The following is a 25,153-nucleotide window of genomic DNA, read 5'->3' on the forward strand; positions in this document are numbered from 1 at the left end:
ATCACTAAGCCAACGGCGAAGCTTCCGGCCGCACGACGTAAGATCGACAGAACGGACAGGTTCGCAAATGCGCGTCGATCTTCTCCGTTGTCGACTCGTCGAGTTCCCGCGTCCGGTACTGCGGCAAGCGTTTGCGAAGTTCGCTGCACAGGATCCCTCCGTCGTTTCGATCGCCGGGGATTCCCGATGCATCCGGCACTACCATCCGGCTGATCGCGGCCAATCCGACCGTGGCTACGACGCCGGCAATGATGACACGCCGTGCTCGACGCTGACGATTGACCGACGATGCTTTCTCGCTCAACAAGCCGGGCGGGCACGGTGCCCAAGCGTCTTCGTGGTTGGATGATTGTTTCATAGCAGATTTCCTTCGATGCGTCTTTTATCGACGTTGCGACCATGAACGCTCTGTGATCTTACTCACATCCATTCAGTTTTTTATTGGTTCGCGGTTGATCGGTTTCAGTTTCTAGGCGGCACTTGTCTCGGACCACGATCCATTGACGGCCGTATCGGATGATCCCTTCGGCTTGCAGATCGCCCAACAAGTAGCTGACCGATTCGCGTGTCGCGCCGATCAACGAAGCCAAGTCTTGGTGCGACAATCGAATGGTGATGCGAATGCCATCGGGATCATCGATTCCGTATTGTTCGACCAAATCGACCAACAGCATCGTCAGCCGCTCGCGATTGGACCGAAACAGCATCCCGCGAAGCCGCCGCTCGACCCGTTTTCGTCTCAGTCCCATCATTCGGTTGATGCGAATCGTAAGCGATGCGGTCTTTTCCATCAGATCGGCAAGACTCTCGCCCGACAACATCACGACCGTCGACCTGGTGACTGACTCGGCCCGCTCGTCCCGCGATCCGGTATCGACCAGCGCCAATTCGCCAAAGACTTCACCGGGTTCTATAAACCCCAGAATCGCAAGCTTGCCGTCGGGCGTCGCGGACGATAAGCGAATTCGGCCTTCATGCAAAAAATAGACGTTCCGGGATGCGTCAGACGGCAAGTACACGCATTCACGAGCGGCGAACGACTTCAATCGCGCGCCGCGCTCGAGCAATTCCCACTGGGACGGATCCAGATGATCGAACAGCGAGCAGCGCCGGATATGCCAAAACTTGGAAGCCATAAAACCATGGGTGCCGCTTGTCGACGCAGGAATCACCAGCGGATCCCGTCAGGCACAACGACGTGCCCTGGTGGTCAAATGAAGTTATGGACCTGGCGTCCGCCAAGCCTGAATCTTTTCATTGAGTCACTTGGAGGCCGTCAGGCGATTTGGTGCAGGCGTTCGATGCGGATGGAGCGTTTCCCTAAGTCGCGAGCGACTTGGCCATGCGGACCGTTTCTTCGACCAATGTATTGACGCGGTCTTGAATGGATTCGTCGGCCAGCGATTGGCCCTCGAACGATTCGCCGGTGGCGTAGATAAAACGGGGGACGATCACGCAGCGAAAGTCCAACATCAGACTGTTAGCCAGCCCCATCGCCGACATGTAGCTGCCTTGGCCACCCGCGGCCAGCATCAACCCGACGACTTTTCCGGTCCACGCTTTGCCCGTCAACTCGACGGCGTTTTTCGCTGCCGCGTTCACGTCATAGTTGTAGACGCCCGAAGCGATCAAAATTCCATCCGCCGCTTGAATCCGTTTCGACAGGTCTTGGACGTTGGCATCGCCGTAAGCTGACGCCCCGTCGCAGGGGGGAAGCGTCGTGACCGCCAAATCAAACAATTCGGTTGGCTCGCCAATTTCGGCGAGTCGGTCAACGCAGGCGCGAGCCAGAATGCGGCTGCGGCTATCGGGGTGAAGCGACGAGCTGATTACCAAAATCATGAAACGTACCGATGGAAGGTTCGGAGAATGCAAAACTGGGAAGCATTGTTCCGCATCGGCAATGTTGGCAGACAATCGCAGCAATGTCGACCGGTTCAGACCGCACTGCGGTTCGCCGCCGGGTCGTCGGTCGACAATTCAGTCGTTACCAGCTTGAACCGGCAAACTCTTCGCCGTCCATGCCCAAACGATTCTTCAACACATTGAACTGGTCATAGAGACGTTCGTTGCTGCTGTGAACATGTTCGGCTTCGGTGATGAAGCGAATATCTTGTTCGGGGTATACATCGCCGCTGATCAGAACGGACTCAAACGCTTTGAGTGGTTCGCCGTAAGCGATTAGCAACTTGTGTTCATCCAGTTGAACTTCTTGACGCTTGCTGGGGTTGATCACTGCGATTCCGGTGCAACCATCGTTGAGAAGCAGGTCCTCGAATTCAAGCAAGATGCTCTTGAGAACTGGCATGTCGATGTGTTCCCGATACAGGTCGTCGTGACCCGAACCGGCGCGGTGGCTGGTTTCCAGAACGACATCGACGACTTCACCGAGCGGTTCGATCATGTCCAAGAACAAGTCCATCAACGACTCGCGAGTCGCCGAGGCCATGATGACGGGTGTCTTTGTATCACTGGCTTCGTCGACGTATTCGTCGTGGCGGAAACCTTGACGAGGCACAATCCGCAGATCGTAGGACGGCCGAATCGCATCGGTCAGTTCGAACACACCGTAGGTACGGATGCCCATGTGAGCTTGCAGCTCTTCGTCGGTCAGCGTTTCGAAGCTTCCGTCCGAAACATTGCGAAGCGATTCCTCGGTTGCGCCGCCGCGAAGGATGCGTTTCAGAAAACCCATGGTGGAGTCCGGTGTCGTTGCCTTGGAGTTTGGTACGTTGAGACCGATGTGCCCCGGTCTCATCAACCTCGCGGTCGATCATCTACAAACAACGCTAGGTCAATTTCACGGCCCGCGAATCCGGAAGTGAACAAAGCACTCCCAGCGATCAGATCGAGCCCCGAAAATCCAGCCCCATTGATTCAATCGTTATCGTCGGCATAAACCGTCGTGCCAAAATGGGTGCGAAAACGCCCAGGTCGGTTGATTTTTCGCATCATTGTGTTCGATCCGATGTCGCGTTGGACAAACTTGATTATCCAAACCAATCGCTCGGCTATAATTCGCGGACCGCAACGTGTTCATTCGCGTTCTGATGGAATGCATCACTGTCGCCCTCTTCGATCCGAATCCCTTCGCCGTAACTTTCTTATGCCGGTTTCGCAAACTCCCGTTCGCCAGATCGCCGCTCCGATTCGAGCCCGGACTTGGACCTATCCCCTGGCGGGTCCAACGATCGTTTTTCTTTTCGCAACGGCGATCTTGTTCCATATCGCCGGATGCGATATTCCGGCGCGGCCGCCATTGGTCCCCGCTGATGTTGCCGAATTCGATGATGATGTGACTCCCCAACTCAGCCCCCTCGGTGATTCTGCGGCAGCGGAAGTCTCCACCGAAGAAGATGGCTACGAGTTGCCCGTCGGCGCTTTCGAGGGCGACTGGCATGCCTGGGACATCTACTCAATCAGCGATAGCCCCGTCGGATACAACCACTTGATGGCCGAAGCGATCGACGAGGAACAGGTGCGTTACGACTTGGACAATGTACTCTTCGTCAATCAAGGCAAGGCCCGAACGCTTCAGCGCTTGATGCAAACCAGTTACGAGAACCGCGACGGCCAGCTCATTCGATTCGAAAGTGAACTGCACGTCGGTCCGGTCGTGACACGAACCGTCGGAATCGTGAATGGCGAGCAACTGAAAGTTGAGACCGTCCGGGGAACCCAAAAGACAAGTAAGACGGTCACTTGGTCCGATAGTTACCGTGGACTGGTTGCAATCGAACAGTCGCTGCGAGCCAAGCCGATGACCCGGCGGGGCGAGACGCGGAATCTGCGTATGCTGATGCCGGGGCAATTCGAACTGGCAACGGCGCGGCTGCGATGCAGTGGCACCGCGTCAGTACCGAATGCGGATCAAACGCTTGCCCAATTGAATGAAATCAATTTTGAAATCCAAGTCGATGGCCAGAATCCAATCTATTCCACCGTCTGGACGGACGATGAGGGAAACATCCTTCGCAGTGTTTCACAGGGCATGCAGTTCGTCGGCTATCGATCAGACGCTGCGGCGGCAAAGGCAGCCTTTCGCAGTTTGAATGATCTGGTTGCGATTCCCGTGTCGGGGACCTTCGAGCGACCGAGCGAATCGATTCGGTTGGCCATCACGGTCTCGCCGACGGCGAAAGCCGCATCCGAGGGGCTGACGATGGGCGTCGAGGCGATGCCGGGCCAAATGGTTCGAGACGCGGATGATGGAACGATTCAGGTGCTTATCAGCCGTCTCGATGAATCGACCATCAAAGGATTTCGAACGGCTACGCTGGCTCCACAACCGGGCGACTTTGAACCGAACGCATTGGTGGATTCCAACGCATCGCTTATTCAACGCTATGCGACCGCGGCGATTGGAACACGACAACTGACGCCGACCGAGATTGCGATCGAACTGACCCGAACCACCCAGTCGCTGATCGACGATCGAAAACTGCCCAGCGGCCTGGTTCGCGCCAGTAGCGTTGCCAACGATGCCATCGGTGATCGACTGGGGAAATCGATCTTTCTGGTGGCGCTGCTGCGATCGCAAAAGATCCCCGCTCGATTGGCAATCGGGATGAAGTACGCTGACGATTCACCGGACCGAATGGTTTTCCATCCATGGACTTTGGCGTTCGTGGATGAACAATGGATCCATCTGGACGCATCCGAGGGCGATGTTGCAGCGGCCGATCGATTGATGTTTGCGACGACGGATTTAGCCGCCGGCAACGAGTACTCGGCGTTTGTGCCGCTGTTCAATTCGATCAGCCGAATTGAAATCCGCGTCTTGCGTGCCCAGTATGCGAACGACTGATGCACGACATGGATCGAGTCCAAGCCGACACCGACCCGTCAGGACATGCCCTGACGGGACGCTGGAATCACCTTGATCTGCAAGATCGCCACGGCTAGGCGGACTTCGTTCGATCGCGAGACCGGCGAAGTCGCCGACAACCGATCAGACCCATCACTGCGAAAATCGCCAGAGTTGACGGTTCGGGAACGGTTCCGCCCGGGTTGCCGACGTTTCCGTTACGAGCTTCGAAAAGGTATCGGCCCAACTCAGGGCTATTGAGGCTGTTGTTGATCAAGCCGGTCGTCAAGTTGTCATCCAAGAACGCTCCGTTGACCAATGAACCGTCAAGCTGGAAAAACGATCCGGCGGCGTTGGAGTAACCCACGGAAGCCGATACCCCGCCACTTGCCGTTCCCAACTCCCAAAGAATTTGTTCATAGTTGAACTCTATATCAAAGTCACCGGCTCGGATGTCTGAGCGATCTGTCAACACAAGTTGAAATCGATTCAGCGGCTCCACTGATGGAAAGGCTGCCACATCGACCCAGTTCACACCAAAGGCTGCCCGCCCATCAACGGTTCCCGTGCCATATCGAACGGGTTCGCCCACACTCAGTGTATCAACGTCGGCAAAGAACGGTGCGATGATCGGCCCCGAACCTGCATCTCCCGCGCCCGTGATACCCGACGGCGTGAAAGTTGAGAAACCGGAGTCGAACGTGACGTTTCCGTTCGTGTTAACAAACAAGGAGTTGAATGTTTGCCCAAAAAAGTTGATGTCGAAGCCAATCGCGACTGGACCTTCGAAACCGTCATCATTTCGGAATTGATCAGTTGAGTCGAAACCCGAGCGAATCACACCTGCGTCGACCGATCCGCCGATGAACAGCAGGGAAGTCATCCCCAAAGCTAAAACCCTGAACCACTTCTTCATCATCTTATCCCCCCAGAATGAGCCTTTGAAATCTACGACTCTGGTGATAACTCTCGTAAAATGCCACGTCAACTACCCACTCACCAAATAAGCCCTAAATCTCCCAAACTGAAACATGCGTACATGTTAGGTAGTCCAGAAACAGCCGACAGAGGTACATCATTGGGGGCGTTGATTGGCCAGGAATCCCGCGGCGGCGGCAAGGAGCGGATCAATCGTTTCGGCCTGGACGGGTTCGGGTGGAGACTTCCATTGGAACCACTCAGCCGATTCGTGCTCGGTCAGCGTTAGCGACGGCTGTCCGGTGACATAGCCGATGAAGTAACGAACGTGCTTGTCGAAAACCACGTCGCCATGCCGCTTGTAGGTGACGGGATATCGAAGATCGAAGTGAAAATCGTTTTCTAATTCGATATCCGTTGCTGGGATGCCCGTTTCTTCCTCGGTTTCGCGAATCGCGGCTTGCTTGAACGACTCGCCCTTCTCGCAGTGGCCTTTGGGCAAGTCCCAGCGATCACGGTGACGCATCAACAGAAAATGGCTTGGCGATTCCGAGTCGGAAAACAGTAAAATCCCTGCCGCTCGAACCGCTTCGCCAACGATTTTCTTCATCAAATCCCGCCTTTCGAAATGTCGGCCCCATCCATCCGCTTGCCGCGCTGGAATCATGACACCAACATGTCCAAACTTTCGCGACCCTCCCTCGATCCAAATCTAGTGCAATGAAAATTTATACGCGAACCGGTGACACTGGCAGTACCGGGTTGTTCGGTGGGCCTCGTGTGTCGAAGGATGATGACCGGATCGAATCTTATGGCACAGTCGATGAACTCAACGCTGCGATCGGAATGGCTCGAGCAGCGGGCGTCGGAAGCGAGATTGACGAGCAATTGTCCCAAATCCAGCACGAACTGTTTTCGATCGGCGCCGAGTTGGCGACACCGGATCCGGATGCGTTTCAGATGCGAATCATCACCACGGGTCACATTGAACGACTGGAGCAATGGATCGATCATCACGAAAAGAATCTGCCGCCGCTGAAGCACTTTATTCTGCCGGCCGGACACGCCGGATCGGTGACCCTGCACTTGGCCCGGTCGATTTGCCGCCGTGCGGAACGGCGAGTCGTCACGTTGGTCCGGCATCACGAGACTCAAATTTCGGAAGAGTTGATTGTCTATCTGAATCGGTTGAGCGACCTTTTGTTCGTCCTGACTCGGGCGGTGAACCACAACGCGGGGATCGAAGAAGTCCAGTGGATTCGCCCAACTTGATCGCGGGCCGCACCGGTAACTGGAAATACTGGGTTTTTCCACCACGCAGTGGTGGATCAGCCCGCTAGATCAACCCGAATTGAGGTGTACAATGCAGGACACCACCTGTGATTATCCAAACCGATAGATCAAACGCCACCGACCGAGGTACGATCGTGAAGAAAGTCGAAGCCATTGTCCGTCACTTTAAGCTCGAGGACGTGAAGAATGCCCTAACCGATCAGGGCATTCACGGCATGACGGTCAGCGAAGTGCGTGGCTTTGGGCGCCAAAAAGGTCATACCGAAATCTATCGCGGGACCGAGTATGCGATCGACTTCGTTCCCAAAGTGAAAATCGAAGTCGTCTGCACTGACGAAAACCTTCAAACGGTCATCGACACGATTCTGCAGACGGCTCAAACCGGCCAGATCGGCGACGGTAAAATCTTCGTGACGAACTTGGAAGATTCGATCCGCATCCGAACCGGTGAACGGGGCGAGGACGCGCTCTAATCAGCCTTTCGTGCACTGCGCGTATTTCGCGTGCTGCGCCGGAGCGTTGATTCTTAGCAGCAGTGCCAAAGGCCCAACATGTCCATGCGACCGATCGTACTGCGCTGTCGCGAATTGCTTCGCGAGGGTCGCGAGAAAGCACACCAGCAACATCGCAGCGGGTCGCCTGGGACACAGATCTCGACCCTGCTGGCTGATTTGTACGACGACGTCGTGCTGGATGTGTGGAACGAAGCGACTCGCGAATTTGCAACCGATGATCGGCTGGGCGGTTTGTGCTTGATCGCGCACGGAGGTTTCGGGCGGCGTGATTTGGCGCCGTACTCCGACGCCGACCTGATGCTTCTAACAACGCCACGTTCCGAAAGCCTCGCGACAAAGATAGCGGGTAATCTGACTCGTGACCTCAGCGATTCAGGCATCACGCCGGGACTTTCCATCCGCTCGGCTGCCGAAGCGTGCAGCATGTCCTGGACGGACCCGATCGTCTTCACGTCGCTGGCCGAGTCACGTTTGTTGGCGGGCAGCTTGCAGTTGTACAAAAATTACTTTGATGCGTTTCGGCATGGAGCGATGCGACGCAGCAAGCAGATCATCCGTGACATCGTTGCCGCCCGGCGCGAAGAACGGGCCAAGTGGGGCGAGACAACGTACTTGCTTCGGCCGAACGTCAAACGTTCGCGAGGCGCGCTGCGCGACATCCAGCTGATTCGATGGATCGGGTTTGCCCGTTACGGCGAAACCGATCTGGATCGATTGCTTCGGCTGGGTGCGCTGCCCGAGGACGATTACCGAAATGTTCGCCAAGCGTTTGCGTTCATGCTGCGTTTGCGCAACGAACTGCATTTTCGCGAAGGCAAAGGCCAAGACGTACTGGACCGCGCGACGCAAATGGAGATTGCCCAAACCTGGGGTTACGCCGGAACCGAAGGAGTCTTGCCCGTCGAACAGTTCATGCAGGACTACTTTGATAAGGCGCGCAATGTTCGATACGCGTCGTCCTATTTTGCCGATGACGCAGACAGCCGACCGTGGTTGCATCGCGTCTATGAACGTGTCTTTTCTCGCAAGATCGATGAAAAGATTCGAATGGGCCCTGCACACATTTGGGTTCGCGAAGACCGCTTGCCATCGTTCTCGCAAAGCTTGCCGGAAGTCCTGCGGTTGATGAGCTTGGCGAATCAGCATAACCGACGCATTTCGCACCATACCTGGCAAGCGATTCGATTGGCGATGCAGGACCGATCCCCGACTCAACCGAAACCGGAAACGATCGAAGCATTCTTGTCGCTGCTAAGCAATCCCGGTCGACTGGCACCACTGCTGAGGCGACTTCACGAGCTGAGAATCATCGAACAGTTGATCCCCGAGTTCCGGCGGATGCGAGGCTTGCTGCAGTTCAACGCTTATCACAAGTACACCGTCGACGCGCACAGCTTTCTTGCGGTCGAAGCAGCGACCAATATGCAAGACGATCCCGGCGGTATGGGCCGTCGCTATCGACGGATCGACGACAAGCGACTCTTGCACCTGGCGTTGTTGATTCATGATATCGGCAAAGGCTACGAAGAAGATCACTGCATCGTCGGCGCCCGAATTGCCCGTGACACGGCCAAGCGATTGAATCTTGATTCGGCCACTGCGGAAACCCTGGAATGGTTGGTGCTGAAACACTTGGCCGTTAACGTCGCCGCGTTTCGCCACGACTTGAGTGATCCCGAGATCGTGCTGTCGTTCGCCGCAGAAGTCGGTTCCATTCGTCGATTGGAACTGCTGGTCGTTCACTCGGTCGCGGACTTGATTTCGGTGGGGCCGGGTGTCGCGACGGATTGGAAAATGAATCTGATCGAAGACCTTTACAAGCGGACACGCCGCTACTTCGATTCCGGCGACTTGCCCGGCAGCCCCAATGATCCCGAAATCGAATCGACTCGTGAGAGGGTTTCCAAAGAACTATCGACTCGCTCCGCTTCACCGATCGCAACCGAACTGCTTGAACAGATTCCGCTATCACTGCTAAGTCGGTGTGAACCGCAGGACCTGGCCAACGAGATCATGGCCGTTGCGGATCGGTCGGATCGAGACAGCAAGACGATTTGCTTGTGCCGTTTCGACGACAGCTTCAAGGCGATGCTTTACACCGTGATTCGGCGTGAAGACAAACACTCGATCGGAACGTTTGCACGCGCGACCGGAGCGCTGGCGACGAGCGACTTGACGATCATGCGAGCGCAGATCGAAATGGTGGGCGATTATGCGTGGGATCACTTCTGGGTTTTAGATCCACAATCGCCCGACGGCCCCGCGTCGAATCATCGAACCAGCGAAGTCAGTGATCGTGTGTGTAGATTGCTGGACGTGCCGGATGCACCCCTGCCCGCGTATCGTTCGCGATGGAAACCCAGCACCGTCATCGAACCGAACCAAGTCCAGGTGTTGCCCACGAAAGTGGTCTTTGACAACGACACGGTCGATCGATACACGATCGTTTCTTTCTTTGCGTACGACGAAGTCGGCTTGCTCTACCGCATCGCATCGGCGCTGGCCGAGAAACGACTGGTGTTGTCGTTCGCCAAAATTGACACGCACTTGGATCAAGTCGCCGACGTTTTTTATGTTTCGGAAATCGACGGTTCGAAGTTGATCGACTCGAAGCGTCAAGAAGAAGTTCGAGCTGCGTTGCTGGACGTCGTCAACTGACGTCACTTGTTGTCGAATTCGAATCGACGAATCCCGCCGGCGCCGTTGAACGTCATCACGTGACCAACGCGACGACTCGGTAGAGTTTGTCGATTAGCGAATCGAATGGGATTGCTAGGATTCTGCCAGACGGCGTTGGGCGAAATCTGAAAAAGACCGCAGCAATTTCTTGCCACCTATTGACGGCGCGGCAATGCTTCCGTGGTTCATCAACCATGGCCGCTCGACGGGTCCTGTCATCCGACGCAAGCACTGTCTTGTTCAAGCACGGGAATCCTGTCACTCGGCCACCCACCTGATGGTTAGCGTCGGACGAAACATTCGGATCGGCAAGGAAACCGAGGGCTGGGTAGGTTCCCAATCAGCCCCCCAAAACCGCTTAGAACAAGGAAGTCGTACCATGCGAATCTCCGCACTTTCCATCGCTCTTGTCGTCGCCACGACGCTGGCGTCCACCGCATCCGCCAAGAATGATTTCAGCGCGTTGCTGGCCGACTTGAGTTTCGGTGACGCCCCGCCTTCGGCAGCGGAAATGCGATCCGAATTGCCTTCGCTCAACTCGCCCCAACGTTCGCTTGAATTCCCAACGTCGAACGGCTTAGAAGTCGCAGCCCGCGAAGTCGCGAAAGAACTGAGGCCTGTCCCCCAATCGTTCGCGTTGCCAGTTCCTCAGGCATCACTTCGCGATCCCTTCGTGGCGAACAACCGCTCGAGCGGACCAACGGATATCGACCTGAACACCGCATTCGCGGTTCAAGAGTTCGAATCCAGCGGCAATCGCGTCGCCGCCCAATCCGTTGGACTCGGACGACATCGGGCCGCAGGCTGCGATTCCCCCACCTGTGCCGGGGGAAACTGCGGGTGCGGCGGTTGCGGGAACCGCGGCAACGAGACGGTGATCGATTGCACGCCGCACAGGGCTCCGAATCTTCCCTCATCGTCGTTCATCCAGTACTTCCGAAGCGAGAAATGCAACACCAACGTTTGGGACAACTACAGCCGTCCATGCGGACGGGTTCACGCCCACAGCCATGGCACGTGTGACTGCTTTAACAAGTCGCGGTCGTGTGGCGAGTTGCTGGCGCCGTGCGGCCGTACCGGTTGCGGAGGATGTGCAGGTTGCGACAAGGCTTGTGACAGCCCCTGCGATACCGGCTGCGACCGATAGTTGCAAATCGCCTCACCTGCAGCCTCCATTTTGGGTCGTTCCAAGAAAATCCACCCTCAAGACCAATTCGATTTCAGGTGCCCCGGCTCAAATGCCGATGTCACGGGTACCATGGATTGGGAGGGTGGAACGATCGGTGCCATCGTTCCAGCATTGATGGGCCATGGTGAGGCAGGGAGGGCTTCACCATGGCCCTTCTTTTTTGCGCCCAGCTTAGACCGGCCGCTTTTCTAGTTCCCAGTTCAGCTTTCCGGGCTGAGCTCAATTTGCCGGGCCAGTTGGCGATCCGCGGCCGACGTGTCGGTCCCTTCACCAGCCGCTGTTTGCCCCTCGCGACTTCGCTTCGCGACAATATCCTTGGCAATCTTTGTCGAATGGTCGTGGCAATTCTCAAGAAAGATTTGGTACTTGCTGCTTTGCGTTCCACCAATCGCAGTGCCGGCAACATAGATGCCGGGTAAGTCCGTTTCCATCGTCACCGGATTGAAGACCGGAGCCAGTGCCGGTCCGCTAAGCGGGATCCCCATTTGTTTGAACAGTGACTTATCTTGCTGGTATCCGATCAGCGTCAAAACATCGTCGACGGCTACCGAAACTCGCTGGACCGATCCGTCTTCGCCGATTTGGTTCAGCACGACGCAACCCGGCTCGATCTTAACGACGCGAGATCCGAAAGCCGCCTCGATCGCGCCGCTGCGGACCAAGCCTTCGATCTCCGGCCGTAACCAATACTTGATGCTTTCCGTCGGCAGCGATGGACCGTGGTAGCAAAGCGTCACCTTGGCTCCCACCCGGTGCAGCCGAATCGCGGCCTCGACAGCACTATTACGGCCGCCGACGATCAAAACCCGGCGGCCGTGGTACCGATGAGGCTCACGAAGGTAACCGTCGACCATCGGCAATTCCTCGCCCTCGACACCCAAACGATTGGGCCGATCGGTACCGCCGATCGCCAACACGACATTCGAAGCGAGAATCGTTTGGACCGTCGCGGGTTGGTCGACGGGGTGCGACGATTCCGAATCGGCGTGATGACTCGCGACGGTTCGGACCAACCAATCATTGTCGTCGCCTCGATCGACCGAAATGACGCGAGTGAAAGACGTGATCGGCACACGAAACTGTTGGACGACCGAACGCAGGTAGTTCAGATACTCTTCGCGTGTGGCTTTGTTTTGGTCGATCGTTTGAAGCGGGACACCTGCGATGGAGATGCGATCGTTGCTGCTGAACCAACGGGTTTGCGGCGCCCACCAAGATATCGTGTGACCGATCGAACCGGCTTCCAACACGCGACACTCGATCTTGGCGGCATTCAACGCGATCGCCGTTTCAATTCCTATGGGGCCGCCCCCAATCACAACAGCATCACAACGGGACGGAGAGCTCGCTTCAGAAGGGGTCATCGACAAGTCGGCAGCGGGGACAGTGTTTAAAAAAATAGGGCGGACAGCCAACAATTGACTGTCCACCCATTCTAAACACGTTTGGCCGTCGCGAGGTCGACTTTCGTTGATTACGAAAACAGCTGGTTGATCACCTTGCCGTCACGCACCAACGTGATCGGCCGACCCGTATTGCTGTCGTATTCCAACGACGGATCGATGCCCAGGTTGTGATAGAAGCTGGCCGCGACATCGTCGGGCGTGATTGCTTCGTGTCGCGGTCCTGCGGCGGTATCGTCGCTTTCGCCGATCACTTGGCCGCCCCGTACACCGCCGCCGGCCATCAGCATGAACATGCAACGCGGGTAATGGTCGCGGCCACCTTCGGCACTTCGGCTATTGATTTTCGGCGTCCGTCCGAATTCACCCGTGACATAGATCGCGGTGGATTCCAACATGCCGCGTTGTTCCAAACCGACCAACAAACCGGCCAAACCTTCGTCCAGCTTCGGCAGATTGTTGTCCTTTAACTTGGTCCAGTTATCCGTGTGCGTATCCCAGCCGCCCAATTGCAAACTGACCAAACGCACACCCGATTCCACCAACCGCAACGCCAACAAACAGCTTTGGCCGAACGATGACTCGCCAAACTGGCTGGCGAAGCTGGCCGGTTCTTTGCTGATGTCAAAGGCTTGTCGAGCCAGCGGAGACGTGATCATCGAATACGCTTGCTCGCCGAATCGATCCAATCCGTCCAGCAGTTGGTCGTCTTTTTCCAAGTCAGCGAATCGGCGATCCAGTTTCGACAGCAACGTTTGGCGACGCTTCACTTCGTCGACGCCGATCCCGCCGGGAAGCGAGATGCCGCGGACCGAATAGGGTTGCCCGAAATTGGGTGTCGAGTTGGTTTCCAGCGCCGCGTAACGGATGCCCAAGAAGCCTGGTCCCTGCGAAACCTTGGGAATCGCAACTTGGCTTGGAATCTCAGGTGCACTGGGTTGCTCCTTGGCCAGCACGGCACCGAAGCTGGGGTATTCCAACGCTGGGATCGGCTTGCTGCCCGTGTTGACGTACTCTTGGCCCAATCGGTGCGCGGCCAGTGTATGGCTGACGCCTCGCAGGATCGCGAACTTATCGGCACACTTGGCCAGCTTCGGCAGATGCTCGGAGATTTCGATGCCGGGAACATTCGTCTTGATCGGGTTGAACGAACCACGGAACTCGCTGGGAGCGTCCGGCTTCATGTCGAACGTGTCCAAGTGAGATGGCCCACCGGGAAGCTCGATGAAGATCGCCCGCGTTGCTTTACCGGGCGTGACTTGCCCAGCGTCAGCAAGTTTCATGTAGCCGCTTAGCGACAACCCGCCGACCGAAAGGGTCCCGGCACGCAACATGTCGCGTCGACTAACTCCGTCACAAGTACGATTGAACTTCATGGCAAGGTCTCAGAAAGGCAGGGCAGGGTGGAAGTAAAAATCGTGCGAGCACATTGTCTCGCACATTGGCTCGGCTCGCAGCATCGTCGCTAGTGGCTGATGATGAACTCTTTCGTGTTCACCAAAGCCCACAGCAGCGATTGCAAACCATTCGAAGGTATTTCAGACTCTTTGATGAAGTCGACCGAAATTTGGGTCTCGTCCGAATCGGGGAACCGACTGAGCGTTCGCAAGTACGCTTCTTCGACAAGTTGATCCACCGTTAACGTCGATGGTCCATTGACTTGGTCGTTTGCATCAAGTGGCTTCCATGAATCGGGATCCGCCATCAAATCGTCCAGCGGGGGAATCGGAAGCTTGTACTGCTTAAACTTCTTTGTTAGGCGATCGTGCTCGCCGCGTAATTGGGCGGCAAACTTAACGCGTTTTTGATTGGGCTGGTTCGCAAACAACTTGATGTGAGCGATCAATTGCTTCTGTTGCTCCAACGCCCGACGCAGGACGAGGGCCTGTTTAGGATCGACCTTTTGGGCGGGACCGGCGACGCCCAAACTCTTGCAAGCCTGGTTCACCCAACCGTCTTTGTCGGCCAAACGGCGATACATGTCGGAATCGTTTCGCAGATAAATCGATTGCAGCAAGCTGGGCGAATCGCTGCGGTCGCAATCGCAGTTGGATTCTCGAATCGATTGGCCGAACACTTCCAACGCAAAGTCTTGTTTGTTTTGTTGGCGAGGCTTTCCGTCGGCGATGGCCATGTCGTCCAACTCGCTGCGAAGCTGTTCGGCTTGCTTGTCCGATCCGGTCGCCAAAACGACCGAATCGTAAACCACTTCGGCCGGTAAACGACGCGGCACGTGCCGTGAAAAATTTCTTTGGTCGCGAACGTTGGTGGCATTCGTCGCCGAGCTACGTTGGTACGTTTGGCTGGTCGCGATGGTCCGGTTCAACCAACGCAAGTCGAAGTCATTGGCGATGAACTGTTTTGCCAATTCATCCAACAAGGGTGCGTTGCTTGGCGGATTCGCCAAGTTCATGTCGTCGGACGGATCAACGATCCCGATGCCAAAATAGTTGCTCCAAACACGATTAACGATCGCTTTGGCGAAATACGGATTCTCGGGCGAACGCAGCCAATCCATCAGCGCGATACGAGGATCCGTGTCGAGCAACAGTGGCTCGCCTTGTCCCAGAATCTTGCCGCTTGGAATGTTAAGTGGCGGTACCTTGGTGCCTTTTTTCTTCGCCCGAGCCCGCGCCTTTTCGGCCCGGTCGGAAAGGCCCCTGGTGTTGACCAAAAGTTCACCGAACGGAACGATCTCGCCACTGCGTGCCGCTTCGTAAACGGCCTTCCGAAGCGCACCGTTGTCAAGCTTCTTGCCGTCGGTGATCGTGGCCATCAACTCTTCACGCGTGGCTTTGCCGTCGGGTGCGACTTGATTGGCGTTGACGCGGATGGGGGTGAACAATTTCGAAAACTGTTCAAAGTCATCCTTGGACCATTGATCGAACGGATGCTTGTGGCATTGGGCGCATTCGATCCGCACGCCTAAGAATGAGTAGGCGAATCCGATCGCACGCTCTTCGGGCTTTTGAAAGTTGCGTCGTGCCCAGTAAAGCGGCATCCCATCGCGGCCCGCAAACTCACTCTCGCCGCCGGGCGCACACGCTTTTGTCATCGACTCACAAAACTGGCGATAGTCTTCGCCGGGCTGGCGGTTGTTCGCCGTCACGATGCCTTCGATCAGTTCGTCGTAGGGGACGTTTTCGGCCAACCGCTTGCGAAGCCATTCGTACCACAACTGGCTCGCCACATTGCGAATCGGCAACGCATTGTTGAGTTGTTCTTCGCTGTTTCCGGTCCAGTCCGAAAGGCGAGTAGCCCACCACGCCGCGTATCCGGGCGAATCGAGCAGCTCGTCGATCAAGACTTCTCTCTTGTTTGGCGATGCGTCATCCAAGAATTCGCGAACGGTGTCCGCCGACGGCAGAATGCCCGTGATGTCCAACGACGATCGACGTATGAACTCTTCGTCCGTGCAAATGCCCGACGGTTGAATGCCAAGCTTGTCCAGTTTCTGTGCGACGAGTTGGTCGATGGGGTGATCGTACTTTGAAGGCGAAAGTGGCGTCGGCCCAACGGCTCGCATCACTGGAACCGGCACAACCGCATTGTCATAGTAAACGACGATATGTGTATCGCCGGTTTGCCCTGCAGCGAGCAGCCCTTCATCGTTGATGGCGGCAATCGAGTCGTCATTGGAACTGAACCGGCACAATTCGGTGACCTCTTCGCTGGAACCGTCTTGCCAGTGCGCGATCGCCTTGACCGAAAGTGTTTCTTGCTCGCCGGTGAATCGTACTTCCGATGGAATGACTTCCAGACGATTGAGTGTTTGTGGTTCGTCGTTCGCATAGATCGCACCGGTTTCAACCCAGCGTCGCAGCACGTGGTGCTGCCAACTGCCTTCATCGAACCGCTTGCCACCCTCGTGCAGATCGGCATCAAGCGGCTTGGCGAGAATCAAGCTTTCGTCGATATCATCAACATCGACGCGCCCCGTCGCTTCGTCCAACAGCGCCGTGTGGTCGGCCTTGAAATCGTAACCGAACAACGACAATTGAAACCCGCCGCGACCCTGGAACGAACCGTGGCACGCGCGTCCGTTGCAACCCAGTCGGCCCAACAGCGGCACGACATGCTTTTGAAAATCAGGAGTTTCATCGGATGAGTCGCCCGCAAACCGAACGCTCAGCGGAGCCGCGACATCGGACGACCTTGTCGGTGTGTCGATGCGAGCCGCTGCCGGCTTGATGGGTTCGGCACCAACGTACGAGCCGAACCAGCCCGCGACCGCCACACAAGCCAACATCATCAACGCCGCAGGTCGGATTGACATGATTCGAAATCGCTCGGAGGGTTGAAGCATGATTTTCATAGGGGACAGAGAAATCGGGTGACGCCAGAACAGGGCGGGGCGGGGAAGCGGAGCGGTTAGATCAGGGTTTCGGTATCATCAGCTTTCAAGGTCTACGGCCGACTTTGCGAAGCAAACCGACGTATTCTTCTTCGCGTTCGTCGGCCGTTTTCGATTGGATCGCTTGAAATCGATCGTTTGCCGAATCGAAGGCGGTTTCCGCACGCTGCAGTCGTTGCTTCATGACATCGACGTCGTAGTTCGCGCGGGACAGCCGGGCGTCGTGCAAACGATCCATCGCGACGCGAAGTGATTTGCGATCCGCCGGGTTGTCGCGGACCTTCAATTTCGCACTCAGCAAGTTAACGGCGCTTTCCGCCTTCAACAGGCTGACCTCGATCTTATACAGTTCCGTGTCACGTTTTCGGGCGGTATCAAGTCGCCGAGCCCATTTGGCAAGGTCGCGAATCGCACGCTCGTACTGGCGTGAATCAACGTCGCGAAGCCGGTCCAACATCGTCCCCAACTCGGGCAAATGAATGTCGACCAATTCTAACACCTTCGACTCGACGTCGGGGGCAACGGCGGACGCCGACTTGTTCGGTTTGGTTGTCGTCGTGGCGGTCTTTTCGGCCAAGGGGCCAATGATTTTCACCGGCTCGATTGCCACAGCCACCGAAGCCATCGTCACCGCCAACACGAGAAATGCGACTGAACTTCTAGCCTTCATCATGTGACTCCGAAACCGACGCTGGCATCGTTGCCTTATCCGCGGGAATGCGAACCTCGGCTGCAACGGCCGCAACCATCCAACTGAGTGCCGCATCCATCGAATCTTCGGTACCTGAATCCTCCACCGCCCGCTCAACATCGGATTCCGAAAGATCGGAACCCGCCACGTTTACGAACGTCAAGTTGTCGACCCAAGCCTGGGCAATCTGAAGCTCCTCGTTGGCGCCGCTGTTCCGCATCTTAATTCCCGTGACGATCGCTGCTAAACAGACAGCGATCGCAAGGATTGTGGCGACCAACGACCGATGCGAAGTCTCCCGCGTCGGCGTCACGACGGCCGCTGGCGCGGACGCCATCGACGAATCCGCGACCGCCAATATTAAATCGGCGTGGCGCATCAATCGATCCGACAACTCCGAAGATGTCGCCAAGCGTTCTTCAAACGTCGATCGATCCGACGCCGATAGCTCGCCCAACAAATAAAGGCTGCATTGATCATCGTCACTCATCAATTCATAGGCAGATTTGCTGGCCAGGTCGTTCATTGCGTCTTGCGAGTTCATTGGGTCTTGCGAGTTCATCGGTCGTCAGGCTGAATTTCATGTCGTAGTCGTTCGAGCGCCCGTCGCATTCGCGTCAACGCCGTCCCGAGAGGGATTCCGAGTCGTTTTGAGATCTGTTGGAAAGTTAAATTGTCTTGCATCCTCAGCGACACGACGTCGCGTTCCTCCGCAGGAAGCCGCCCGATCGCATCACACACCAACTGTCGCGTTTCGTCTCGGATTGCTTGGATTGCTGGGTCGTCATCGACGAAGTCGGCTTGGCCGTACGTCGACATCATTTTTTCGGTTGATCCTTGGCGACGCCAAACTTGCGATGCTTCATTGGCCGCAACACGAAACAACCAGGCCCTCCGAGCCGCCGGGACGACACGAGAACCACTTTGGATCATTGCGACACAAACGGCTTGCAAACAGTCGTCGATGTCCGAAGTCTGTTTCAATCTCCCCGCCAAAAAACGTCTCAAACCTGGCGTTGACTCCTCAAACACCTCTCGAAAAGCATCCTCATCGACCTCCGTGCCGGATCGACGACGATGGCCCACCGTGGGAATAGGTTCCCGCGGAGACGCGTCGGATGGATCGGGGGGGAAGTTTTCGGCAGGCAATTCGATAATCGCTGAGTCGTCGTTGATACTAGATGCGCCAGGGGTGCCGATTATTTTAGGAATCGAACATTTTTACCAACTGGAGCTTTCCAATGGCGGCTAGGTGGGTTGAAGATGTGGCAGGGTTACGGTCTTCTCTGACCAAATCCTAAGTTTGACTCGCGTGCGTGTTTGCTCGACAAATTTTCTGTTGACGACCATACCCCAGCCGATCCCCCTTCATCATTCGGAACCGTTGTTTGATGGCCGAGAACGAAAAAAATATTTGGATCGGCTTCGATCTGGGCGGCACCAAGATGCTGACGGTCGCCTATGACGGCCAGTGGAAAGAACTGGGCCGACGCCGTCGCAAAACGCGCGGACGTGAGGGATCCGACAACGGAGCCCAGCGAATCGTGTCGACCATTTCGCGTCTGTTGGAAGAAAACAACCTCGATAAGAACGCGATCGCCGGCATCGGCATTGGTTGCCCGGGACCGATCGATCTCGAAAAAGGCTCGATCCTGACGACTCCCAATCTGGGCTGGGACGACGTTGACATTGGCAGCTTTTTGAAAAAGCAGTTCGATTGCCCCGTCGTCGTGCTTAACGATGTCGACGCAGGCGTCTACGGTGAATATGAATTCGGCGCCGCCAAGAGTGCTCGATGCGTCGTCGGAATTTTCCCAGGCACCGGCGTCGGCGGCGGGTGTGTTTACGAAGGAAAAATCCTGCAAGGTGCAGGCATCAGCTGCATGGAGATCGGCCACACACGGATCAGCAGCAGCAATCGCGGCAGCGGTATCGCGATGACGGGCACCGTCGAATCGGAAGCCAGCCGGCTGACGATCGCCGCGGAATCCGCCAAAGCCGCCTTCCGCGGCGACGCCCCGTACTTGGCGAAAAAAGTGGGCACCGATCTGGCCGAAATTCGAAGTGGTGCGATCGCCGAAGCCATCGAAAACGGTGATAAAACGATCAAGCGACTGGTCGAAGAAGCTTCCCAGACGATCGGATTGGCGGTCGTCAATATCGTCCACATCCTAGCTCCCGACAAAATCGTATTGGGTGGCGGATTGGTCGAAGCGATGGAAGACTTGATCGTGTCGACGGTCAAGAAAACCGCTAAAGCCAACGTGATGAGCGTCTACAAAGACCGTTTTGATGTCGTAGCCGCCAAGCTGGGCGACGACGCCGGCGTCCTGGGCGCCGCGGCATGGGCGAAACGCCAATTGACACCGGCAACCACGAAATCGGCGACAGCAACCGAAACGTCGAAGTAGATCGACGCGGGCCGTATGAGCGGATCAACGCTATGATCAACGCTGCGATCGACGTGCGCAGGTGCTAACTCGCGAGGCAGCCTGCCCGGTCATTGGGCGAGCGGCTTTTCGCACCCAGCGGATAACGGAACATTCTAAACCAACAACGGGGCCTACCGGCCGATCGTTGCCGGTTGCCGTTTCTTCGCGAAGTTGTTGTAGGTGGCACACCTTTCGCTTATCGGGATAGCCACGTGTCGGATCCCGGCTGCTGATTGATTGGCTGGTCGGTTCCGATACATCTGTTACCCAACCCAATGCCACGACTGAAGGGTCATGCCATGGCGATTCAGGCGAAGCCGCTGATGTCGAACCACGAAGGACCTCCGCTGTGGTTCCAAATCGATCCGGGAAAGTCTTGTGAGATCGCGCTCGAACTGTCCGACAGCGAAAGTGGGTCCCCGATTGACTTGGCCGGTCACGTTCCACGGTTTCGTGTCTACAGCCAGGTTGTCGACCGGCTGATCGCGGTGGAGATTACCGATCCCGAGCGGTGCAAGTTTGATCCCAAAGGAATCTGGACGCTGCAGTTGACGGCCGAAGAAACGGCATCGCTGCCGCGCGGCGGGATGCGGTTCACGCTCGAACACTTGACCGAGGAAGGCAACTACGAATTCGTTCTTCAGGGCGGTGTCAGTCGCTGCCAAACGGAGACGCGACGTGACGCGGGCCAGCACTCGAAGCCGGTCAAATGGAAAAGAAGTTGGACCGCCATCCATAGCCGCTACAATCGCGCCGAAGCCTCTTCGGATTAGGCACCGGTTTGGGTCACACCCTACCCGGGTAATTCGGCCATCCGCGTTCTTAGCCGCCGCAGCACTCGCGACTTCGCCTGGTAAACACTGGCGACGGACAAACCCAACGTGCTTGCCACCGTCGAAGCGGGTTGTTGGTCGACGGCGGTTGCCCAGAACGCTTGCCATGTCGTCGCTTCAAACTCCGATTCCACGGACGCCAACACTTGTCGAATCAATGGGCTCTCGATCGACGCCGGACAGATCGTTGAATCCAGCAAATCTTCTTCCTGGATTTGGTGCAACTGCCGGATTTGGTGCAACTGATCGAGCGCTTCGGCCCCGCCTGTCGCGCGTCCCTCGGCGGCCGCGCGCTTAGCCAACCGTCGGAAATGGTCGCGAACCCGATTGCGAGTGATGGTGGCCAGCCACGACCGGAAACTACCCTCGGCTTTTTGTCGTTGAAAATCGCCGATGCCTCGCGCGACCGACGCGAACACCTCTTGAACCACGTCGGGCGCGTCGGACGGGGCGATCCCCGATGTCCGACACCACCGGTAAACGATCGGACCAAACGTGTTGACCAGCCGACTCCAACTCTCGGCGTCCATTTCCTTGACGCCGCTGATCAACATCGATGACAGCGTGGGATGATCGTCTTGGGCAGCGGATTTGTCCATAAAAAGATTTTATCAGCAATTCGTGTCAGACGCCTGCGTTCATCCTGGTGAGTTACCCTAACAAGCCCGGAGAACGCCATGATGACCGCCACCGAATGCCCATCGATTGAACGACTCAGAGACCTATCGCTGGGCCGATTGGCCGAAGAAGACAGCGATTCGCTGCTGGACCATCTTCGTGATTGTGAAGTTTGCCAATCGGAATTGGAAACGATCGGCGATGGCGAGGACTCGCTGATCCACGCCATCCGGTCCCCCGACGACGATTCGGGTTTGGCCAGCGAACCCCAGTGCCAGATCGCGGTGATCGCGGCCTTGGGTGCCATCGGCAGCCGCCCGCAATCACCCACGGTTTCGGATATCCCCGCCTTTCCCGTTTCGATCGGCGAATACGAAATCGTTCGACCGCTCGGACGGGGCGGCATGGGCAACGTTTATTTGGCCCGCCACACGAAACTTGGGCGACTGGTTGCGATCAAGGTCTTGGCCAACCATCGCCTGGCCGACGCCAGAATGAAGGAACGATTCGAGGCCGAGATGCGGGCCGTCGGACGACTGAGTCATCCGGGCATCGTCACCGCTCATGATGCTCGCGAGATCGACGGCACGGCGGTGTTGGTGACGGAGTTCATCGACGGCATGGACTTGTCCCAATTGGTCTCGCGGACCGGACCAATCAGCGCTGCAGACGCCTGCGATCTTGTCCGGCAAGTTGCTATGGCACTGCAATACACCAGCGACCAAGGATTCGTTCATCGCGACGTCAAACCGTCCAACATCATGCTGAGAAGCGGCGGCGAGGTGAAGTTGCTGGACTTGGGCCTGGCCCGACTGCAAGAAACCATTCACGAGCCATCTGAATTGACGGGCACCGGGCAAGCGATGGGGACGGCTGACTACATCGCACCGGAACAAGTCACCGACAGCCGCAGTGTCGACGTTCGCGCCGACATCTACTCACTCGGCTGTACGCTGTTCAAATTGCTGACCGGACACGCGCCCTTTGCCGGCCCCGAACACTCAACGGCGTTCGCAAAGATGACCGCGCACGTTTCTTCGACTCCGCCAACGATCGGCGATCTGCTTCCCGACGCGCCGCGCGGACTGTCGAATTTGGTTACATCCATGTTGGCCAAAAATCCGACGTCACGACCACAGACTCCCATGCAAGTCGCTGAAAAGCTGACTCCGTTTGCGAGCGACGCCGACCTAAGTGCGTTGATTCGACATGCCGAAACGCTTGCGCCCGATCAAGCCGCCGCAAGCGGATCGCACTCTCGATCGCAGGCCAAGACACAGCCTTGGTTGCGGCGAACCGTTCCCCGGTTCGTTGCAATCGCCGCAGGCTTTATCGGGTTATTCGTCGGCCTATGCGGAGGCTTTCTGATTCGCATCAAGTCGCCTGACGGAACCGTCGTGACCATGAATGCACCGGAGGGAAGCGAGATCGGCATTCATCCGGACACGACGGATGCGACGACTCAACCATCCGCCCTATCGCAAACCGAAGCTCCTTCTAGCGAACCGTTTCTGACGTTTGCGATTTTGGCGTCAAAGGCTGAATCGGATCGGCACGTTGCCAAGTACGGTGAGCCATCGGACGACCTGCCCATCGCCCAGGACGGGTTGCGATGGTACGCCGTGGATCCGGACGTGACGGTCGTACAGAATTACGAAAAGGATGGGCGAGCGTTTCACCTGGTGCGCGAGTCCGAATCACTGAAGTTCACCGCAACGGACCTGCGCGAACAAGTTGAATCGGCTCAGTCCCAAGGTAGGGAACGGGTCGAACTGAGGCTGAGCGAACCGACCGGAAAAGCAATGCGGGCTCTGACGGGTAACAACATGCAGCAGCAATTGGCGATCATCGTCAACGGCAGCATTCGCATGGCACCAACGATCCTGTCGGAAGTCGGACGCGACATCGCGATCTCGGGCCGGTTTAGCGATGGAGAAATCAAGTTCCTGATGGATGCTTTGGGCAGCGGACTCGTCGAACCGTTGTCCAAGCCGGCAGACCGGCAACCACCGCTTTCCGATCCCCAACGGTTCCAGGGCGTTTGGCGAATCGTCGCCGGGCCCAGTCATTCGATCATCGCATTCGATCGTTCCGTGCGTGATGATTCACTGTTTGTGATCGCCAGTGATCGTTCGGTTCTAGCAGCCGGGAGCATGTCGTTAAGTGATGGCGATTCAAAACAGATTGTCCTGAAAAACGCGGTTCCAGGGGGGCCGCCGGAAGAAACGGCGACCTACCGTTTCCTTGCCGACGACCGAATCGAATTTAGCTGGATCGCCCCGTCGCCTGTCGCACAGTCGTCGAGCATCGGTGGTGAAACGGGCTACGAAAAGTACGTCATCGAACGCATCGGCGACATGCCCAGCGACTTGCGACAAGTTTCGAGCCTGATAACAAGCCCGAAGATGCTGGAAATCGATCCCGATGCTCGAGGCAAGCTGTACAAGGCTCTCACTTTGATTGAGCAAGGCAAAGCAATCGCCATTCGAAGCGTTTCGATCGCCCACACGAAAGCCCAAGCGGCCGTTCATGAAGCCGAGTCCAGCAACAACCTAAAACGGTTGGCCGTTGGTTTTCTCAACTTCCACTACGACTATCGAAAGTTCCCCGCTTCGGCATGCACCAAACGAGACGGTTCGCGGGGCGTCAACGACGAATCGCAAATTCAACCGTTCTCTTGGCGAGTAGCGATATTGCCGTACATCGGACAAGAGAATCTGTTCAATCAATATCGCTTCGACGAACCTTGGGACAGCGAAACCAATTTGAAGTTACTGGATCAGATGCCAAGCATGTATCGCAGCCCCACCGCACCACAGGATCAACCCACCAGTCACGCCAACTATCAAGGCATCGCCAACGGCGCCGGTGCTATCGGTACGGACGACGGCGTCAAGATGCGTGACATCCGCGACGGAACCTCCAACACGTTGCTGATCATGGAAACTGAAACGTCGGTACCCTGGACGAAACCGCAAGACCTGGACGGGATTCCCACGTTCGCGAATACGCAGGCACTTCGCTATGCACTGGCCGAAGGATCCGTGCATTCGATGATGCCGATCGACATTGACAAGCTAAAAGCGCTAGTCACTAAAGACGGCGGCGAAATCGTGCGACCCGAATAGCTGCATCGTTAGACTATGAAACAACGTGTCACCGAGCTCCGTTGCCGATACGCGGAAACAACTGGAAGCCTGATCGGCAGTTCAGTTTAATTTTCGGGAGCAAAATTTCTTTGAACGGCCACCAACTGTTAATCGATAAGCCGGCGATGTCGACCATCGCGAAAGCGAAACGCAATGGGACCGACAAGAGGACGCCGAAGGTCATCGTGCTCCAAAAACGAACTTCACCAGCACGCGCCGACCGAATGTGCTAGGCGCGCGGCCGAAGAAATCGATGCGAGTATGTTCGATGG

General features: G+C 56.6%; 21 protein-coding genes. 8 read left to right on the forward strand and 13 right to left on the reverse strand.

The genetic code is table 11. The annotated features are described in order from the left end of the window. Positions 1-4 precede the first annotated feature (4 nt). The 4 genes from Poly51_RS10120 to Poly51_RS10135 form a co-directional block, all read right to left on the reverse strand. On the reverse strand, positions 5-358 hold the full coding sequence (locus tag Poly51_RS10120; protein WP_146456842.1) for a zf-HC2 domain-containing protein: 354 nt from the start codon (positions 356-358) through the stop codon (positions 5-7). Between the two features lie 58 nt (positions 359-416). Next, entirely contained in the window at positions 417-1,136 is a 720-nt protein-coding gene (locus tag Poly51_RS10125; RefSeq protein ID WP_186775453.1) for a Crp/Fnr family transcriptional regulator, read from the reverse strand. A gap of 184 nt (positions 1,137-1,320) precedes the next feature. Beyond that, a complete protein-coding gene (locus tag Poly51_RS10130) occupies positions 1,321-1,842 on the reverse strand; it encodes an NADPH-dependent FMN reductase (RefSeq protein WP_146456846.1) in 522 nt (173 codons plus the stop codon). A gap of 145 nt (positions 1,843-1,987) precedes the next feature. Then, a complete protein-coding gene (locus Poly51_RS10135) occupies positions 1,988-2,695 on the reverse strand; it encodes a hypothetical protein (RefSeq protein ID WP_146456848.1) in 708 nt (235 codons plus the stop codon). A 411-nt stretch (positions 2,696-3,106) separates the two neighbouring features. Here Poly51_RS10135 and Poly51_RS10140 point away from each other — a divergent pair, with 411 nt between their 5' ends. Beyond that, entirely contained in the window at positions 3,107-4,807 is a 1,701-nt protein-coding gene (locus Poly51_RS10140) for a transglutaminase-like domain-containing protein (protein ID WP_186775454.1), read from the forward strand. A 94-nt stretch (positions 4,808-4,901) separates the two neighbouring features. Here Poly51_RS10140 and Poly51_RS10145 read toward each other — a convergent pair whose 3' ends face one another. Both Poly51_RS10145 and Poly51_RS10150 read right to left on the reverse strand, forming a co-directional pair. Further along, positions 4,902-5,723, reverse strand: a complete 822-nt coding sequence (locus Poly51_RS10145) for a nidogen-like domain-containing protein (RefSeq protein ID WP_222435821.1) — start codon at positions 5,721-5,723, stop codon at positions 4,902-4,904. Positions 5,724-5,882: 159 nt separating this feature from the next. Beyond that, a complete protein-coding gene (locus Poly51_RS10150; protein WP_146456851.1) occupies positions 5,883-6,335 on the reverse strand; it encodes an NUDIX domain-containing protein in 453 nt (150 codons plus the stop codon). A 110-nt stretch (positions 6,336-6,445) separates the two neighbouring features. Here Poly51_RS10150 and Poly51_RS10155 point away from each other — a divergent pair, with 110 nt between their 5' ends. From Poly51_RS10155 to Poly51_RS10170, 4 genes are all read left to right on the forward strand, one after another. Beyond that, positions 6,446-6,997, forward strand: coding sequence for a cob(I)yrinic acid a,c-diamide adenosyltransferase (locus tag Poly51_RS10155; protein ID WP_146456853.1), 552 nt, complete (start codon positions 6,446-6,448; stop codon positions 6,995-6,997). A 155-nt stretch (positions 6,998-7,152) separates the two neighbouring features. Then, positions 7,153-7,491, forward strand: coding sequence for a P-II family nitrogen regulator (locus tag Poly51_RS10160; protein ID WP_146456855.1), 339 nt, complete (start codon positions 7,153-7,155; stop codon positions 7,489-7,491). A gap of 78 nt (positions 7,492-7,569) precedes the next feature. Continuing rightward, positions 7,570-10,191, forward strand: a complete 2,622-nt coding sequence (gene glnD / locus Poly51_RS10165) for a [protein-PII] uridylyltransferase (RefSeq protein WP_146456857.1) — start codon at positions 7,570-7,572, stop codon at positions 10,189-10,191. Positions 10,192-10,591: 400 nt separating this feature from the next. After that, positions 10,592-11,359, forward strand: a complete 768-nt coding sequence (locus Poly51_RS10170; protein ID WP_146456859.1) for a hypothetical protein — start codon at positions 10,592-10,594, stop codon at positions 11,357-11,359. Between the two features lie 242 nt (positions 11,360-11,601). Here Poly51_RS10170 and Poly51_RS10175 read toward each other — a convergent pair whose 3' ends face one another. The 6 genes from Poly51_RS10175 to Poly51_RS10200 form a co-directional block, all read right to left on the reverse strand. After that, positions 11,602-12,765, reverse strand: a complete 1,164-nt coding sequence (locus Poly51_RS10175) for an NAD(P)-binding domain-containing protein (protein ID WP_146456861.1) — start codon at positions 12,763-12,765, stop codon at positions 11,602-11,604. Between the two features lie 110 nt (positions 12,766-12,875). Beyond that, a complete protein-coding gene (locus Poly51_RS10180; RefSeq protein ID WP_146456863.1) occupies positions 12,876-14,180 on the reverse strand; it encodes a DUF1501 domain-containing protein in 1,305 nt (434 codons plus the stop codon). 89 nt (positions 14,181-14,269) lie between these two features. After that, positions 14,270-17,080, reverse strand: coding sequence for a DUF1549 and DUF1553 domain-containing protein (locus tag Poly51_RS10185; protein ID WP_246114392.1), 2,811 nt, complete (start codon positions 17,078-17,080; stop codon positions 14,270-14,272). A gap of 124 nt (positions 17,081-17,204) precedes the next feature. Next, positions 17,205-17,831: a hypothetical protein gene (locus Poly51_RS10190; RefSeq protein WP_146456865.1), complete on the reverse strand. Its 627-nt coding sequence runs from the start codon at positions 17,829-17,831 to the stop codon at positions 17,205-17,207. Continuing rightward, positions 17,818-18,411: a hypothetical protein gene (locus Poly51_RS10195; RefSeq protein ID WP_146456867.1), complete on the reverse strand. Its 594-nt coding sequence runs from the start codon at positions 18,409-18,411 to the stop codon at positions 17,818-17,820. The genes Poly51_RS10190 and Poly51_RS10195 overlap by 14 nt, the downstream gene beginning before the upstream one ends. Beyond that, entirely contained in the window at positions 18,408-18,935 is a 528-nt protein-coding gene (locus tag Poly51_RS10200; RefSeq protein ID WP_261344112.1) for an RNA polymerase sigma factor, read from the reverse strand. The genes Poly51_RS10195 and Poly51_RS10200 overlap by 4 nt, the downstream gene beginning before the upstream one ends. 305 nt (positions 18,936-19,240) lie before the next feature. Between Poly51_RS10200 and Poly51_RS10205 the strand changes: the two genes are divergently transcribed. Then, on the forward strand, positions 19,241-20,260 hold the full coding sequence (locus Poly51_RS10205; RefSeq protein WP_146456871.1) for an ROK family protein: 1,020 nt from the start codon (positions 19,241-19,243) through the stop codon (positions 20,258-20,260). Between the two features lie 296 nt (positions 20,261-20,556). Then, complete coding sequence (locus Poly51_RS10210) at positions 20,557-21,054, forward strand: hypothetical protein (protein WP_186775456.1); 498 nt, start codon at positions 20,557-20,559, stop codon at positions 21,052-21,054. Positions 21,055-21,074: 20 nt separating this feature from the next. Here Poly51_RS10210 and Poly51_RS10215 read toward each other — a convergent pair whose 3' ends face one another. Beyond that, positions 21,075-21,713 (reverse strand): RNA polymerase sigma factor, encoded by a 639-nt coding sequence (locus Poly51_RS10215; protein ID WP_146456873.1) that lies wholly within the window; start codon positions 21,711-21,713, stop codon positions 21,075-21,077. Positions 21,714-21,791: 78 nt separating this feature from the next. On the opposite strand from Poly51_RS10215, the gene Poly51_RS10220 reads away from it, so the two are divergent. Next, positions 21,792-24,860 (forward strand): protein kinase domain-containing protein, encoded by a 3,069-nt coding sequence (locus tag Poly51_RS10220; protein WP_146456875.1) that lies wholly within the window; start codon positions 21,792-21,794, stop codon positions 24,858-24,860. The last annotated feature ends 293 nt before the right edge of the window (positions 24,861-25,153 follow it).

The organism is Rubripirellula tenax (genome assembly GCF_007860125.1).
GTDB lineage: Bacteria > Planctomycetota > Planctomycetia > Pirellulales > Pirellulaceae > Rubripirellula > Rubripirellula tenax.

Bases quoted from the DNA above. Each gene is read 5' to 3' on its own strand.
- Poly51_RS10195 (WP_146456867.1), bottom strand. From the start codon at position 18,411: ATGAACTCGCAAGACCCAATGAACTCGCAAGACGCAATGAACGACCTG.
- Poly51_RS10205 (WP_146456871.1), top strand. From the start codon at position 19,241: ATGGCCGAGAACGAAAAAAATATTTGGATCGGCTTCGATCTGGGCGGC.
- Poly51_RS10145 (WP_222435821.1), bottom strand. From the start codon at position 5,723: ATGAAGAAGTGGTTCAGGGTTTTAGCTTTGGGGATGACTTCCCTGCTG.
- Poly51_RS10215 (WP_146456873.1), bottom strand. From the start codon at position 21,713: ATGGACAAATCCGCTGCCCAAGACGATCATCCCACGCTGTCATCGATG.
- Poly51_RS10185 (WP_246114392.1), bottom strand. From the start codon at position 17,080: ATGTCAATCCGACCTGCGGCGTTGATGATGTTGGCTTGTGTGGCGGTC.
- Poly51_RS10155 (WP_146456853.1), top strand. From the start codon at position 6,446: ATGAAAATTTATACGCGAACCGGTGACACTGGCAGTACCGGGTTGTTC.
- Poly51_RS10220 (WP_146456875.1), top strand. From the start codon at position 21,792: ATGATGACCGCCACCGAATGCCCATCGATTGAACGACTCAGAGACCTA.
- Poly51_RS10130 (WP_146456846.1), bottom strand. From the start codon at position 1,842: ATGATTTTGGTAATCAGCTCGTCGCTTCACCCCGATAGCCGCAGCCGC.
- Poly51_RS10180 (WP_146456863.1), bottom strand. From the start codon at position 14,180: ATGAAGTTCAATCGTACTTGTGACGGAGTTAGTCGACGCGACATGTTG.
- Poly51_RS10140 (WP_186775454.1), top strand. From the start codon at position 3,107: ATGCCGGTTTCGCAAACTCCCGTTCGCCAGATCGCCGCTCCGATTCGA.
- Poly51_RS10135 (WP_146456848.1), bottom strand. From the start codon at position 2,695: ATGGGTTTTCTGAAACGCATCCTTCGCGGCGGCGCAACCGAGGAATCG.
- Poly51_RS10190 (WP_146456865.1), bottom strand. From the start codon at position 17,831: ATGATGAAGGCTAGAAGTTCAGTCGCATTTCTCGTGTTGGCGGTGACG.
- Poly51_RS10125 (WP_186775453.1), bottom strand. From the start codon at position 1,136: ATGGCTTCCAAGTTTTGGCATATCCGGCGCTGCTCGCTGTTCGATCAT.
- Poly51_RS10150 (WP_146456851.1), bottom strand. From the start codon at position 6,335: ATGAAGAAAATCGTTGGCGAAGCGGTTCGAGCGGCAGGGATTTTACTG.
- glnD (WP_146456857.1), top strand. From the start codon at position 7,570: ATGTCCATGCGACCGATCGTACTGCGCTGTCGCGAATTGCTTCGCGAG.
- Poly51_RS10210 (WP_186775456.1), top strand. From the start codon at position 20,557: ATGCCACGACTGAAGGGTCATGCCATGGCGATTCAGGCGAAGCCGCTG.
- Poly51_RS10170 (WP_146456859.1), top strand. From the start codon at position 10,592: ATGCGAATCTCCGCACTTTCCATCGCTCTTGTCGTCGCCACGACGCTG.
- Poly51_RS10175 (WP_146456861.1), bottom strand. From the start codon at position 12,765: ATGACCCCTTCTGAAGCGAGCTCTCCGTCCCGTTGTGATGCTGTTGTG.
- Poly51_RS10120 (WP_146456842.1), bottom strand. From the start codon at position 358: ATGAAACAATCATCCAACCACGAAGACGCTTGGGCACCGTGCCCGCCC.